Source organism: Maribacter sp. 4U21, from assembly GCF_002742365.1.
In the GTDB taxonomy this organism is placed as follows: Bacteria; Bacteroidota; Bacteroidia; order Flavobacteriales; family Flavobacteriaceae; genus Maribacter.
The window spans coordinates 14,039-27,726 of record NZ_MDGN01000002.1 but is presented as its reverse complement, the minus strand read 5'-3'; the positions used below and the strand labels follow the sequence as shown (position 1 = coordinate 27,726).

The 13,688-nt window shown below is 41.2% G+C and carries 17 protein-coding genes and 1 pseudogene; 9 read left to right on the top strand and 9 right to left on the bottom strand.

Going from position 1 to position 13,688, the window contains the following annotated elements:
• The 3 genes from BFP77_RS17080 to BFP77_RS00820 form a co-directional block, all read left to right on the top strand.
• Nucleotides 1–227, top strand: a 227-nt coding sequence (locus tag BFP77_RS17080) for a hypothetical protein (RefSeq protein ID WP_218963442.1), incomplete at its 5' end; no start/stop codon positions are given.
• A gap of 109 nt (nucleotides 228–336) precedes the next feature.
• Nucleotides 337–525 (top strand): type II toxin-antitoxin system HicA family toxin, encoded by a 189-nt coding sequence (locus BFP77_RS00825; protein WP_099572194.1) that lies wholly within the window; start codon nucleotides 337–339, stop codon nucleotides 523–525.
• 4 nt (nucleotides 526–529) lie between these two features.
• Complete coding sequence (locus BFP77_RS00820; protein WP_099572193.1) at nucleotides 530–925, top strand: helix-turn-helix domain-containing protein; 396 nt, start codon at nucleotides 530–532, stop codon at nucleotides 923–925.
• A gap of 145 nt (nucleotides 926–1,070) precedes the next feature.
• Here the strand turns inward: BFP77_RS00820 and BFP77_RS00815 are convergent, their stop codons facing one another.
• From BFP77_RS00815 to BFP77_RS00790, 8 genes and pseudogenes are all read right to left on the bottom strand, one after another.
• Nucleotides 1,071–2,090 carry an IS3 family transposase gene (locus BFP77_RS00815; RefSeq protein ID WP_257212816.1) on the bottom strand — a complete coding sequence of 340 codons (1,020 nt, stop codon included), beginning with the start codon at nucleotides 2,088–2,090 and terminating at the stop codon, nucleotides 1,071–1,073.
• A pseudogene (locus BFP77_RS17170) lies at nucleotides 2,057–2,209 on the bottom strand (transposase); the annotation flags it as partial. The gene BFP77_RS00815 and the pseudogene BFP77_RS17170, both read right to left, overlap by 34 nt.
• Before the next feature lie 62 nt (nucleotides 2,210–2,271).
• Nucleotides 2,272–2,490, bottom strand: coding sequence for a hypothetical protein (locus BFP77_RS00810; protein ID WP_180272278.1), 219 nt, complete (start codon nucleotides 2,488–2,490; stop codon nucleotides 2,272–2,274).
• Nucleotides 2,491–2,560: 70 nt separating this feature from the next.
• Nucleotides 2,561–3,100, bottom strand: a complete 540-nt coding sequence (locus BFP77_RS00805; RefSeq protein WP_257212815.1) for a nucleotidyl transferase AbiEii/AbiGii toxin family protein — start codon at nucleotides 3,098–3,100, stop codon at nucleotides 2,561–2,563.
• A gap of 46 nt (nucleotides 3,101–3,146) precedes the next feature.
• Nucleotides 3,147–3,341 (bottom strand): hypothetical protein, encoded by a 195-nt coding sequence (locus BFP77_RS17165; RefSeq protein WP_257212814.1) that lies wholly within the window; start codon nucleotides 3,339–3,341, stop codon nucleotides 3,147–3,149.
• Nucleotides 3,338–4,135 carry a type IV toxin-antitoxin system AbiEi family antitoxin domain-containing protein gene (locus tag BFP77_RS00800; RefSeq protein WP_099572192.1) on the bottom strand — a complete coding sequence of 266 codons (798 nt, stop codon included), beginning with the start codon at nucleotides 4,133–4,135 and terminating at the stop codon, nucleotides 3,338–3,340. The genes BFP77_RS17165 and BFP77_RS00800 overlap by 4 nt, the downstream gene beginning before the upstream one ends.
• Before the next feature lie 391 nt (nucleotides 4,136–4,526).
• Nucleotides 4,527–4,706: a hypothetical protein gene (locus BFP77_RS00795; protein WP_099572191.1), complete on the bottom strand. Its 180-nt coding sequence runs from the start codon at nucleotides 4,704–4,706 to the stop codon at nucleotides 4,527–4,529.
• A gap of 90 nt (nucleotides 4,707–4,796) precedes the next feature.
• A complete protein-coding gene (locus BFP77_RS00790; RefSeq protein ID WP_099572190.1) occupies nucleotides 4,797–5,534 on the bottom strand; it encodes a sulfite exporter TauE/SafE family protein in 738 nt (245 codons plus the stop codon).
• 93 nt (nucleotides 5,535–5,627) lie between these two features.
• On the opposite strand from BFP77_RS00790, the gene BFP77_RS00785 reads away from it, so the two are divergent.
• The 5 genes from BFP77_RS00785 (at nucleotide 5,628) to BFP77_RS00765 (ending at nucleotide 11,965) form a co-directional block, all read left to right on the top strand.
• A complete protein-coding gene (locus tag BFP77_RS00785; RefSeq protein WP_099572189.1) occupies nucleotides 5,628–7,439 on the top strand; it encodes a sodium:solute symporter family protein in 1,812 nt (603 codons plus the stop codon).
• Between the two features lie 18 nt (nucleotides 7,440–7,457).
• A complete protein-coding gene (locus tag BFP77_RS00780; protein ID WP_099572188.1) occupies nucleotides 7,458–8,543 on the top strand; it encodes an acyltransferase family protein in 1,086 nt (361 codons plus the stop codon).
• A complete protein-coding gene (locus BFP77_RS00775) occupies nucleotides 8,540–9,121 on the top strand; it encodes a hypothetical protein (protein ID WP_099572187.1) in 582 nt (193 codons plus the stop codon). The genes BFP77_RS00780 and BFP77_RS00775 overlap by 4 nt, the downstream gene beginning before the upstream one ends.
• Nucleotides 9,094–9,459 carry a DUF2237 family protein gene (locus tag BFP77_RS00770; RefSeq protein ID WP_099572186.1) on the top strand — a complete coding sequence of 122 codons (366 nt, stop codon included), beginning with the start codon at nucleotides 9,094–9,096 and terminating at the stop codon, nucleotides 9,457–9,459. The genes BFP77_RS00775 and BFP77_RS00770 overlap by 28 nt, the downstream gene beginning before the upstream one ends.
• 130 nt (nucleotides 9,460–9,589) lie before the next feature.
• Nucleotides 9,590–11,965, top strand: a complete 2,376-nt coding sequence (locus BFP77_RS00765; RefSeq protein WP_218963441.1) for a TonB-dependent receptor — start codon at nucleotides 9,590–9,592, stop codon at nucleotides 11,963–11,965.
• Nucleotides 11,966–11,990: 25 nt separating this feature from the next.
• Here BFP77_RS00765 and BFP77_RS00760 read toward each other — a convergent pair whose 3' ends face one another.
• Nucleotides 11,991–12,806, bottom strand: a complete 816-nt coding sequence (locus BFP77_RS00760; protein WP_099572185.1) for an alpha/beta hydrolase — start codon at nucleotides 12,804–12,806, stop codon at nucleotides 11,991–11,993.
• Between the two features lie 123 nt (nucleotides 12,807–12,929).
• Between BFP77_RS00760 and BFP77_RS00755 the strand changes: the two genes are divergently transcribed.
• Nucleotides 12,930–13,640, top strand: coding sequence for an alpha/beta hydrolase-fold protein (locus tag BFP77_RS00755; protein WP_099572184.1), 711 nt, complete (start codon nucleotides 12,930–12,932; stop codon nucleotides 13,638–13,640).
• Nucleotides 13,641–13,688 lie beyond the last annotated feature (48 nt).

Below are 13,688 nucleotides of genomic sequence, written 5' to 3'. Positions count from 1 at the left end.
CACTGGCATACAACCTGAAAAGACTGGTCAAATTGGGATGGCGGCACGCAAAGGCAAGGAACAGTAGTCCAAACAGTACACTAAAGACCCTCTTTATGGAACGTATAGGGTTCAAAAACGGAATCTTGGCCTATCTGACATATTCAGCAATAAGAAAATTTCATACAGCACATCATCCTTACCAACACAAATTGCGTAATTTTATTCAAAACCATAGGCAGTTTTGAGACAGACTGCCGTTGTAAGTAATGCTAGAAATACGTCTTCGCAACAAAATTTATTTTGAAAAAAGTAAATAATAGTTTACCTTTGAATTCTGAATCAAAGCGAAACTGAATGAAATGTTCCCAACTTTATCGAATATTAACAAAAGATGGTTGGTATGCGTTATCGCAAAAAGGTTCTCACGTGAAAATGCGACACGAAACGAAAAAAGGGACGATTATATTTCCAAATCACGGAAGTCAAGAAATGGGTAAAGGATTGGAAAAGAAAATTCTAAAAGACGCTGGAATTAAAAGATAAGATTATGGCAAAGAAGAAAAAAATAACAATGACAGTTGAAAAAACGAATACTGGATTTTCTGCCTTTTCAGCGGATTATCCAATATTTACGACTGGACAATCAATTCCAGAACTGATTAACAACACTTACGAGGCGACGGAATTACATTTTGAGGACGAGAAAGTAAAAGTTGAACCAAATGACATCGGATTTGAGATTGACTTTAAACAGTTTTTTAAATTTTATAAAGTGCTTAACGCAAAATTCCTAGCCGAAAAAATTGGAATGAACGCTACTCTACTTTCTCAATATGTTTCCGGAACTAAAAAACCATCTGCGAAACAGACTGAAAAGATATTGAGTGGAATACACCAAATTGGACAAGAATTGAGCGGAATAAACCTATTACAAACCGCATAACAGAACGCAAAAAGCACTACTTACAACAACGTGTATAGCTCATTGATAATCAGTTTCTTAAACCAAAGTTAAGACGTATTTGGAAAGTCGCCAAATTTTTAAATTTGACGATTTCCAAAAAGAAAGATATGTAGCCTTACCCGTTTTAGGACATCGCTAAATTCATAAAAATATCTTTATCGTTGACCGTTTCGGGGAAGAATTCTTCCCCGAAACGGTCTTTATACTCTCTCGGTGGCATATCTCCCAATGATGAATGTGGGTGCTGCGTATTGTAATCCTTTTTCCATTTATCGGTCAATGTCCTGATCTGGTGCAGGTCGTTGAACCAGTAGGCATCAAGTACGTCCTCCCTGTAAAACCTGTTGAGCCTTTCCATGTAACCGTTCTGCATCGGCCTGCCCGGTTGTACGAACCTTAGTTCCACTCTTTTTCCCTTGCACCACGCCGCCAAGGTCTTCGAGATGAACTCGGGACCGTTGTCACAGCGTATCGTCTTTGGAAGCCCTACTTCCTCTTCCAGATACTCCAAGGTCTCCACGACCTTTCTTGCCGGATAGTTCAGACCTATATCCATGGCCAGTGCCTCACGGTTATAATCGTCCATGACGTTGAACACCCTTACTTTCCTTCCATCGGAGAGAACGTCCGACATGAAGTCCATACTCCATACCTCGTTGAGCGCCGTAGGGGCCTCCAATGGGTTCTTTACCCTTGCGGGCAGTCTTTTCTTATGCTTTCTGCGCAGCTTCAGGTTCATCTTCCTGTAAACCCGAAGTACACGTTTCCTGTTCCATTTATGGCCTTCGCGACGAAGCCGTTTATAGTACACCTCGAAACCCCTTGTCGGCAGTTCTTCCGCCAACCTCGATAGCGCCTCGATCACTTCCGTATCGTCCTTTTTGGTATGGTGGTACCACATCGAACGGGCAAGCCCGATCACTTGGCAGGAACGCGATACACGGACCGAATAGGCATCCTGAAGGTACTTGGCACGGTGCTTCTTGTCGGAAGGCCCTAGAACTTTTTTGACAGTACGTCCTTGAGCATGCGCACGTCCAGGCTTACGTCGGCGTACATCTGTTTGAGCTTGCGGTTCTCCTCCTCGAGATCTTTGAGACGTTTCATGTGCGTGACCTCCATTCCGCCATATTTCTTGCGCCAATAATAAAAGGTGCTCTTGTCGATGCCCAGTTCGCGGGATACATCCCCGACACTACGGCCCTGTTCGTTCTCTTTCAAGGCCTTGATGATCTGGCTCTCGGTAAACTTGCTTTTTTTCATGTGACAGTTAAAATTTAAAGTTAGAAAATTCTAATTTTAAGCTGTCCTATTTTTAGGGAAGGCTACAAATCTGCTTTAGGTTTTAAGGTATAACCTAAAATATTTACAAATAATTCCGTTAGAAAAATGCCTTGATATTCTTCTTCTTTAGAGCTTCTTATATTATCCTGTATCATAGGATTTAAAAAATACTTGGTATATTTTTTATAGGCTTTGTCTAAAAGGTGTCGGTCTTGTAGCTTTAAATGTTGTTTTAATACTGATGGTTGGTATAATGGCATTTAGTTGTTTGGTGGTGTTTAGATTGTTAAGGTATAATATTTTGTTTGAAAGAAAAATCTAACAATAAGATTAAGAAAGGAAAGATTTCTTAAGCCACTCAAAAGCAGCTTCCTGGTCATACTTTATTTCTGTTCTCAATAAAGCCTCCATATCGCCTGTGAAGTTTGGGTCTTGCTCTTTTTCTTCAATATTTAGTAGAAACTCTTTTTTACTTGGAGACTTGCCAACTGAGAACGCCATGTATTCATTAAAGCATTTAAGAATAAGGTCATGGTCTAACCCCATATTCAATCTGGAATAGTCCAAATCAAATAGATCGCGCCCTTTACTACGTTGGTGTAATGCCCTTAACTTAGTGCCTAAAAGCTCATTAATGCTACACGTTCTAATATTGGCGCTCCCGGTAAACCAATCACTTTCTACTTCAAAAGGAAACTCAACCCAAGGCAATATATTAAAATGCTCTTTGCAATTGATTTCTAATTTGAGACGCAGTCGTATGTCTTCATATTCTGAAGTAAAACGATATAGGGCTTTTGCACCATGACCGCCTACTTTAGTATTTCGAGGCTCTTCAAAAAAAGTAATGACCTCCCCTATTCGCTCCATAATAGGTTTTATAGGTCCGGGTTTAATTTAAACCAAATCAATATCTTCAGAATATCTTGGTGCAGGATGTAGATAGTTTATGTAAAGCGGTACCACCTCTAAAGGCTAAATGCTCCCTAAGAAAACCATCAGAAAATAGTTCAACCAAGGTTCTACTGATTACTAAATCTTGTTCCACTTGTGAAAATGATTTCCAAGGGGCGTGTTCTTGCCATTTGGCGATATCTGGTCTTGGTATCATAAATCGCTTTCGAGTTCTACATTAACATCAACTTTCCAGAAGTTATCGACTGCCCCTGCCTTTTCTTTAGAGGATGGACTAAGTAGTATTGGATAGTACTGTAAAGGCTTGAAGTATTCTATAAGTAACTCTACCAACGATTCTTCATCTTCTATATCAGAACCATCTATAAAATACGCTAAACGCTGCAATGTACTTTTATGAGGATACCAGGATAGCAAATCAGATAGATTTGAATATGTTATTCCTTCCATAAGCTCTTCGAGAACCGATACCATTCTATTGAGGCCGCCCAATTTATTCTGATAATGTAAAAGGTCAACCGCCGTTAATACGGGATCTGAAATTTTGAATATTCCTGCGTCTGCTTTCTTAACTTGGATATTTTTAGCCGGCCAATGAGTTGTTGTAAAAAAATGTATGTTCGTAGCCCCTTTGCTTATATCCAACAAGGTTGGTTTTGACGTAATAAAATAGTCTCGTTGAATTTGCTGATGACTTGCACCATGAAATTTGGCAGCAGAATACAGCCCTATGTAGTAGGGCCTTTTTAAACTTTTGAATAATCTTTCACAATAAAGTTGAATGGGTAACTTGGCTTGCTTTGAGTACCTGGAAGGTATAATTATATAAAACCCCCTTCTTAAAGGAATGATATCTCCTTTTTTGGTTAAATATGACAAATCAGTTGTCAACGCCTCCTTGTCCTTCTGGGTAACGACTTGAAGCTCATCTTTGGTAAAAGAGTATTCTTCAAGAGAAAGTTTTTCTTTTATGAAATCAGCTAGATACAATTTTAGTAATTTTCCGAGAAAGTGAGCAATAATTACTAATTAACTCGCATTTTTACTAAAATATTTAATTTGAAGTATCCTCATAATTCATACTACCTCCAAAGCTTTCCTAACCTTCTGCACGTTATTTTAAGAATTTTGAGGCGTATGTTTTGGGTTACGATGCTTACTATCATATGACAATGTCCTAAAAAGGCACTAGTCAAATAATAGTGTTTAAAGAATAGCTAAAGCCCATAAAAGACTATGGGATATCTAGAAACATATGTGGAATTGAAACAGAAAATGAACCCTAGGAACGGAGCTATTTACAGAAGACTACAAACGTAAAGGATGGGAGCGAGGAAAAATCCAAAGAAGAGAACCAGTGCTTGGTATTGCTAGGAATCTCTTATTTAGAACTGGCAACACTCGTATTCATATCCTCCAATGATTTGGATACGATAGTAGCGACCTCATTAGAGATTTCACCTGAATATTCCATGAATACGAATAGGGTAATGAGTAGGCCTACAACAACGATAATATCGTTCCAAATTCCTGAGTCTAGTACGTTCTCTTTTGATTTCATGATCACTAAAGGGTTGGTTTCTAGTGGAAAAGTAACTAAAAAAATAGAAATTAACAATTTTTTAAGAAAAGAACTGTTTCAAGAATCGGTCTATTGAAAGAGAATCAATAGGGCACCAAGCGCCGTAAGCACTAAAATCATTTTTCTGAAGAAGGCTTCCTTGATCAATTTTATAATACGGATACCTACAAAAAAACCGATAAAGATGCCCGGTAACAGCTTTAAGTTCAAGACTAATGTTTCTTCCGAAATGGTGTCCCAAACAAAAATGTGAAAGGGGAGTTTAACAATATTGATGATTAGAAACAACCAAGCTGCCGTACCTATAAAGTGATTTTTAGGCAAGCGCATGGCCAGAAAATAAATATTGGAAAATGCGCCGGCAAGATTACCCACCATAGTGGTAATCCCCGCGATGATTCCTATGGAACTGGAAAACGCCCAATGTTTAGGAACGGTTTTCACTTTTTTCCTATCCCACCAGTACATCATGAATACGGTAATGATGATGATGATGGCCATACCAATTTTAAACAAGGATTCGGGCAGGTCCTTCCCCACATAAACTCCGATAAGAACTCCCAAAATCATCCATGGTAATACTTTAAAAACATAGTTCCACTGGGTGTGCCTGTTGTAGTAGATGACGGCAAAAATATCCGCCAAAACAAGTAGCGGCACTACCAATCCCGTAGATTCCTTTGCCCCGAAGGCCAAGGCCATAAAAGTAACGTTGATCACTGCAATTCCCTTAATCCCCGCTTTGGATAGTCCTATCACAAAAGCCGCTGCTGTTGCTAGAATCCATGAGGTTAGTGAAATTTCCATAGTCGTTGGTATAGGCCCGCCAGACGTTTAGCGAACAATGTGCAAAAGTATCTCAAATTATTTTATCTTTAAACGTTAACCAACAACCGACTTATGGAATTAAGCGCACTGGACTATAGTTTTATCATAGTCTTCTTCACCGTAGTATTAGGAATAGGAATTTATGTCTCTAAAAAGTCGGGGAAAAACTCATCCGAGTTTTTTCTCTCTGGCCGCACCATGCCATGGTGGTTATTGGGACTTTCCATGGTGGCTACTACATTTTCTACGGATACGCCCAATCTGGTAACCGATTTGGTGAGGACTACGGGAGTCTCCGGAAACTGGGGCTGGTGGTGTTTTCTCCTCACGGGAATGTTGACGGTCTTCGTTTATGCCAAGCTCTGGCGTAAGTCCAACGTAAAGACCGATTTGGAATTTTACGAACTGCGCTATGGCGGAAAGCCCGCTAGTTTTTTAAGAAAGTTCAGGGCCGTTTATCTGGGCATTCTGTTCAATGTTATTACCATGTCCGCCGTTACCTTGGCAGCTATAAAAATTGGGGGTATCATGCTTGGTCTGGAACCTTGGCAGACCGTTGTGGGAGCCGGTTTAATTACGGTGGTATTTAGCGCCCTAGGAGGGTTCAAAGGAGTAGTATATACCGATTTCTTATTGTTCTTTGTAGCCATGGCAGGAGCTATTGGCGCCGCAATTTATTTAGTGAATATCCCAGAGGTAGGAGGATTACAGGTAATAATCGATAACGATCTGGTAAAGTCTAAAATGGATATTCTACCGGATTTTAGTGATAAAAAAGCACTGATTACCATTTTGGTCATTCCCTTGGCCGTACAGTGGTGGAGCTCTTGGTACCCGGGCGGTGAGCCTGGCGGTGGCGGCTATATTGCACAACGAATGTTGGCTGCCAAAGATGAGAACCATGCTATAGGTGCTACATTCTTTTTTAATATTATGCATTACGCTTTACGGCCTTGGCCATGGATTTTGGTAGCCTTGGCCTCGTTGGTGGTGTATCCTGATATTGCGAGTATTTCGGAAGCATTCCCCAATGTGCCAGCAGATAAACTAGGGCATGATTTGGCTTATTCCGCCATGCTGACAAAATTACCAAGCGGACTTTTAGGCGTGGTGTTAGCCTCTTTGATCGCCGCTTATATGAGTACCATTTCCACCCAATTGAACTGGGGCTCTTCATATCTGGTTTTCGATTTCTACAAGCAACAGGTAAATCCTGATGCCACGGAGAAGCAGATGGTTAATTTTGGTAGATTATCTACCGTGTTATTAATGGTCTTAAGTGCACTTTTGGCCTTGGCCATGCAGAATGCCATGGGCGTATTCAACCTATTATTATCCTTCGGTGCCGGAACGGGTTTAATTTTTATATTACGTTGGTTCTGGTGGCGGATCAATGCCTGGAGTGAGATTTCCGCGATGTTCGCCTCTGGAATTTTATCCATTTTAATAGCGACGACTTCGTTAAAAGAGCTACTTTTTGGAGCGGAGAACGGACTGTTGCCCGATTGGAGCGAGCTTCCGTTCATTATGGTCGTGACCACCATAATTTGGTTAATCGCAACGTTAGCGACGCAACCGGAATCGGACGAGGTGCTCCGTAGTTTTTACAGGAAAATACAACCGGGCGGGCCAGGTTGGTCCAAAGTGGTCAGCGAGGCAAAGGCGGATAATGTTGAGGTAATTACCACTAATGAAAAATGGAGTGTTCCTTCGGGAATCGTGGCGATGCTATTAGGCGTAGTTCTTATTTATTCCTTGATGTTCGCTACCGGATATTGGATTTATGGAAGAACCACTTCTGCAATGGTATTGAGCGTTGTAGCTTTGGTATCGGGTCTTTTATTGATAAAGGCTTGGGGTAAAATGAAGAACAATATTCTATAATCCTAATGAATCCGTAAGATGAAAGATAGAATCCTTTCCGTTGATATTTTTAGAGGCGCCACGATTATCTTAATGGTGCTGGTGAATACGCCGGGCACCTGGTCTAACGTGTATGCGCCTTTCTTGCATGCAAAATGGCATGGTTACACCCCAACGGACTTGGTATTTCCATTCTTTTTGTTCATCGTAGGAACGTCCATCGTGTTCTCGTACAAGAACAAGAAAATTGATGGAGGAGTCTATAAGAAAATTACCATTAGGACATTGAAACTTATCGGTTTGGGCCTTTTTCTGGGTGCTTTTCTAATAAGCTTTCCTTTTATAAAGGGTTGGGCGGACATTCGCTTTCCCGGGGTTTTGCAACGTATCGGCGTCGTTTTCTTTTTTGCGGCCATACTCTTTATAAATTGTAACTGGAAAACCCTGATCGGATTAACCGTGGCAATGCTTATTGGGTATTGGTTGTTGATGACCTTGGTACCTGTGAACGGAATTGAATCTACGCTGGATAGGGCACCTAATAATCTGGCCAATTGGTTGGATGTAAAAGTGTTTGGAACACATAATTACAAGGCAGATTATGATCCAGAAGGATTATTGAGTACCATACCTTCCATTGCCAGTGCATTACTGGGAATTTTCACCGGCCTTATACTAACCTCCAAAAAAGAGAAAAAAGCAACGCTTTTAATGGGAATAGGCGGTAGCTTGCTCATTATCGGACATCTCTGGGATATCATATTCCCTATCAATAAAGCCTTATGGACCAGCAGTTTTGTATTGGTTACCGCTGGATGGGCCAATTTGGTACTGGCTTTAATTTATTACCTGACGGATATAAAAAAGCTAAAGTTCGGGAGCATATTCAGATATGCGGGAGCCAACGCGATCGTAGTATATTTTCTATCGAGTTTTATCGCTAAAATCATGGGTCAGATAAAAGTGGGCGATACGTCATTGCACGGCTGGCTTTTTCAAAATATATATGTACACGATTTCATATCAATGGAATTTTCTTCGCTCTTATACGGGTTATCGGTCGTTGCTTTTTACTGCTTTCTGGCATATTTCTTGTACCAGAAGAAGATATTCATAAAGGTATGATGGTAAAAGCAAGATTTTTCCCACCGGTTATTGTGTTTCTTTTTTTAACATCGCTGAGCGGTATACATACCGTCACTTCTCAAGAAGATTATCAAGAAGGCTATGTGGTTACCATTAAAAATGACACCTTGTACGGCACTGTGAGCGACCGTAAGCTTGGACCTTTTGGCGGAATACACGAGAAGGTAAAGCTGAAAGGGAAAGGATTGAAAAAGCGCTTTGCCCCTAAGAAAATTAGAGGGTACCGCAAAGGGGGCACTACTTATAGAACAATGTTGTTGGACGGGGGATATGAATTTATGCGCGTAGAAACGGAAGGTCAGGTTTCACATTACGTATATGAACTTCAAGAACAGGGCGAAGAAATGATTATCGACGTAGATTACTTTGCAAAAGGAAATAGCTCCGATCTGGTGCGGGTGACCCAGGGTATATTTGGTATTAAGCGTAAACGAATGATTGCGTTTTTTAACGACTGCCCGCCGATAATAGAAAAAATTAAAAATAAGGAGTTTAAATATGCTTTTGAACTGGTAGCTTTTTATAACGAATGGAAGAAAAACCCAAAAACGTCTTAGGAACGGACTTGTGTTCTTGTTGCTTTGACCCCAAAACAGGCTTTTACAGAGATGGTTTCTGTAAAACGGGAGCCGAGGATTATGGTACCCATGTGGTCTGTGCGGTTATCACGGATGCGTTCCTATCTTTTACAAAATCGAAAGGAAACGATTTATCCACTCCTATACCCCAATGGTCTTTCCCGGGATTAAAGGCCGGGGATAAGTGGTGTCTCTGTATTATGCGCTGGTTGGAAGCAGAAAAAGCGGGGAAGGCACCAAAAATTGTTTTGGAAGCAACTCATGAAAAAGCCTTGGAGTATACATCCATAGCTGTCTTAAAGCAATATCAAGCCTAAAAGGCACCTAGACCAACTTTATCTTAGTGGGAATGTACAGTTTTTAACAGATTTTTAATGCCGCAAGTGCCGTCCCACATTATTTTTTGTTTAATCTTTGAATATAATTACTCAACAAAAAATAATCGCCTTGAAATCACTCGCTATCATTTTTGGAAAAACCTTCGGCATCTTCCTTTTCCTATGTTTATTTAAGGCGAACGTCCTAAGTGCCCAAGTAGCCGGAACACTTACGGGAGCAGTTACCGATGTTACCGGACAACCGATTATGGGGGCTTCGGTTTTTCTGAACGGTACTCAAAAAGGAACCATAACCAACGAAAACGGAACGTATGTCCTAGAGGATATTCCCCCGGCATCCTACAATCTAACGGTAAGTTATTTAGGCTTTGAAACACAGACCAAGTTCAATATTTTGGTAAAATCCAAAGGTAATCCTGCTTACAACTTTAAACTTGTAGAGGCTACGGAGAATTTGGAGGAAGTGGTGGTCACCAATTCAAAAATTGGTAGGCCAAAAGAAACCCCTTTATCTACCCAAAGCTTGTCCGCTGTAGAAATAGCCACCTACCCGGGCAGTAATAACGACGTGGTGCAGGTGGCACAGACCCTTCCGGGAGTTTCCCCTTCCGTAGGAGGTTTTAGGAACGATTTGATCATTCGTGGTGGCGCACCCAACGAAACGGTATACTACCTGGACGGTATGGAGGTGCCCAATATCAACCATTTTAGTACACAAGGAAGTGCGGGCGGACCCGTTGGGCTGTTGAATGTTTCCTTTATTGAGGATGTTACCCTATCTACTTCTGCATTTGGTGCGCAGTATGACAATCCGCTGTCGGGCGTACTGCAGTTTACGCAACGCAATGGAAACGACCGTGCGTTTGGAGGTAACTTCAGGGTAAGTGCCAGTGAGGCGGCATTGACCTTGGAAGGGCCCTTGTTCAAAAAAGATAACGAGCGGGCAAAAACCACATTTTTGGTATCGGCCAGAAGAAGTTATTTACAGGCCTTGTTTGCCTTGATCGGTTTGCCTTTTCGACCGGCGTACTGGGATTATCAATATAAAATAAACCATGAATTGGACGACTACAATTCCCTTACGCTACTAGGGGTCGGCGCCATAGACGACTTTACCTTGGCAGCTCCGGACGAGTTCGATTCTGGCCAACAAGCACAATTGGAACAAGCGCCTTTTATAGACCAGACCTCCAATACCATGGGGCTCACGTGGAAGAACCGTTTTAAGGACGGCACGGGTTTTATGCAGACGACCTTGAGCAATAATAGATTGGCCAATGTTTTTACAAGGTTCGAGGATGCTGAAAACGAAACGGGTATCATTTTTAGGAACGATGCCGTAGAGTCTGAAACAAAACTGCGTTATCAGCTTACGAAATTTCATGAAGGTTGGAAGTTTTCCGGCGGATTTAACCTACAGCATTCCTTTTATTCCAATGAAACTATCAATACAACGAACAATTTACTGTTCAATACGGAAATAGATTTTATGAAGTATGGGTTCTTTGCAAATACGACCAAGTCGTTTTTCGAGAACAAATTAGATATATCCTTCGGTGTACGAACCGATGCGGACAGTTTTACGGAAGGCAATAGCCTGGCAAGCACGCTTTCTCCCAGGTTGGGACTTTCGTACGAGTTCCAAAAAAAATGGAAACTCAATGGCTCTTTGGGGCGCTATTTCAAAATTCCGCCTTATACCATGCTCGGTTTTCGGAACAACGATTTGGCTTTGGTCAACCGCGATTTAAAATACACTAGGAGCGATCATTATGTGTTAGGGTTACAACATATTTTAGGCCCTGCGGCAAGTATTTCGGTAGAGGCGTTCTATAAAGATTACGATGATTATCCGGTATCGGTTTTAGATGGGGTTTCCATAGCGAACAAAGGCGGTGGTTTTGAGGTGCTTGGCAACGAGGAGGTAGCCTCTGTAGGTCGTGGGCGCACCTATGGGACCGAGCTGCAATTTCAACAAAAACTAACGAACAATTTTTACGGCATTTTTTCGTACACCTATTTCTTTAGCGAGTTCACAGGCTTTGACAGAAACGTATTTTTACCCTCGGTCTGGGACAGTCGTCACTTGGTGTCCTTCGTTGGAGGGTATAAACTAAAACGCAATTGGGAACTAAGCGCGCGATATCGTTTTGCAGGGCGCACCCCATTTGTGCCAACGGATTTGGAAAGAACCTTAGAGACCTATCCGGATATTGTGCTAGACTATTCACGATTGGGAGAAGAAGACCTTGCTGTTTTCAGTCAGTTGGATATTCGAATCGATAAAAAATGGAACTTTAAAAAACTATCCTTGAACGTGTTCTTCGAGGTACAGAATGCCCTGTCGCAGAACAATCCACAACCGCCGGAATTTGGTCTCAATAGAGATGAAACCGGAGCTATAATCAATCCCAGAAGTCTTGCTGAAATTCCGCAGGAAGATGGGCAGTTTATTCCCAGTATTGGATTGGTGGTCGATTTCTAAGGGTATGAAGGATTAAGGGGTTCATTTATACCTTTTTTTCGAAGGCCCAACTCAAAAAATCTGGAAATATATGACCCCAAGTGGGTAAATCGTGTTTGCCATCTTTTACCTCAACATAGCTAATGTCACCGGGATACGTATACCTCTTTTGTTGTAGTTCCTTGATAACGTCCAAAGTGTCATCGATAGCGTCGATAACGCCATTATTGTTACGGTCCGCCATTTCATCTGCCGTACCACATTGAAACCAAAATTTTTGTCCTGCTACATAAGGTCTTTTTTTTATAACGTCCAATATGATGCGGCTCCTATCCAATGTGTCACCTTTTACGTAGACCTTTTTACGCCACCAGAAAGAACCACTAAACACGCCCACTTTATTGAAATAGTTAGGGTTGTTGTAGGCGATATCCAAAGCGGATAGCCCACCCAAGGACATTCCGCAATAGACCCAATCTGCCCCGTTTTTAGAGACATTGAATTCGTTTTTTAGAAAAGGGATGAACTCTTCAATGATAAACTTGGTATACGATAGTGCTCTCTTACCTCTATTCTTGTAATCCGGTGAGCTGCTGATGCCGTATTCGTTCATCCTATCTTCATTACAGGCGATGCCCACATAACAGAAGGGCTGTAGGTTGACATTCGCAAAAGCTTGGGTCAAGGTCTTTTCAAGGTTCATGGCATCATAATCTTGACCATCGTTCATTAGAAGTACAGGGAAGGGTGTTTCCTTTTTGGTGTAATTTCCGGGTGCCACGAAGCGAAAAAACACCTTCCTTCTCAAATTTTTCGAGAAAAAATGACCTTTTGCACTGATAAAATCTATCTTAAAACCCATGTTTTGCGCTTAGCGAGTGCAAGTATAACGAATAGTAAAAAATAAAATTTGTTGTGTCAAAAAATAAATTACTTTTGCGCCCCTAAATAATTGAGAGTTAATCCTTTTGGATAAAATTAACATATGGCAAAAATTGAACATATTCCTTATTATTCCAACACTCTTGGCCGTAATATTATGGTCGAGGTTACGGGTCATTGGGGGCATCCCATACTTATGTTTCCTTCTTCAGGGGGGCAGTATACACAGAATTCAGGTTTTGGTCTCAATGCGTCTGTGATGCATTTGGTAGAAGCGGGTAAGATTAAGTTATATAATGTAGAGACCATAGACATGTTGTCTTTTTATGATGACCATATGAATTCGGAAACAAAGATTCATAACTATGAACTGTACATGCAATTTTTAAAGAACGAATTCATTCCGTATATTCAAAGAGAATGTAATACGCACAGGATTGCAGTTGCCGGAGTCAGCTTTGGAGGTTTTCATGCGGCGAATACCGCATTTAGATTTCCGGATGTAGTATCACATTTAATAGCCATGAGTGCTGCCTTCAACATTCGGAACATGACGCCGCTCTGTGCCGATGACCGTATCTATTTCAATTGCCCGGATGAGTTTATGCAAAACGAGGAAAGCTGGAAATACAATCATATGCATATTGTTCTGGGCACCTCAGATTGGGATATCTGTTTGGATAAGAACAAACACATGTCCGGTATTTTAAACAGCAGGGGAATAGCACATTGGTACGATGAGAAGAAATGGCAAGACCATGATTGGCCCCTATGGAAAATGATGTTTCCAGAATATTTAGGGAAGTACTTTTAAGAACTAAAGAATAACAAAAAATATTGAACGGCGAAAGCCTCAAAAACT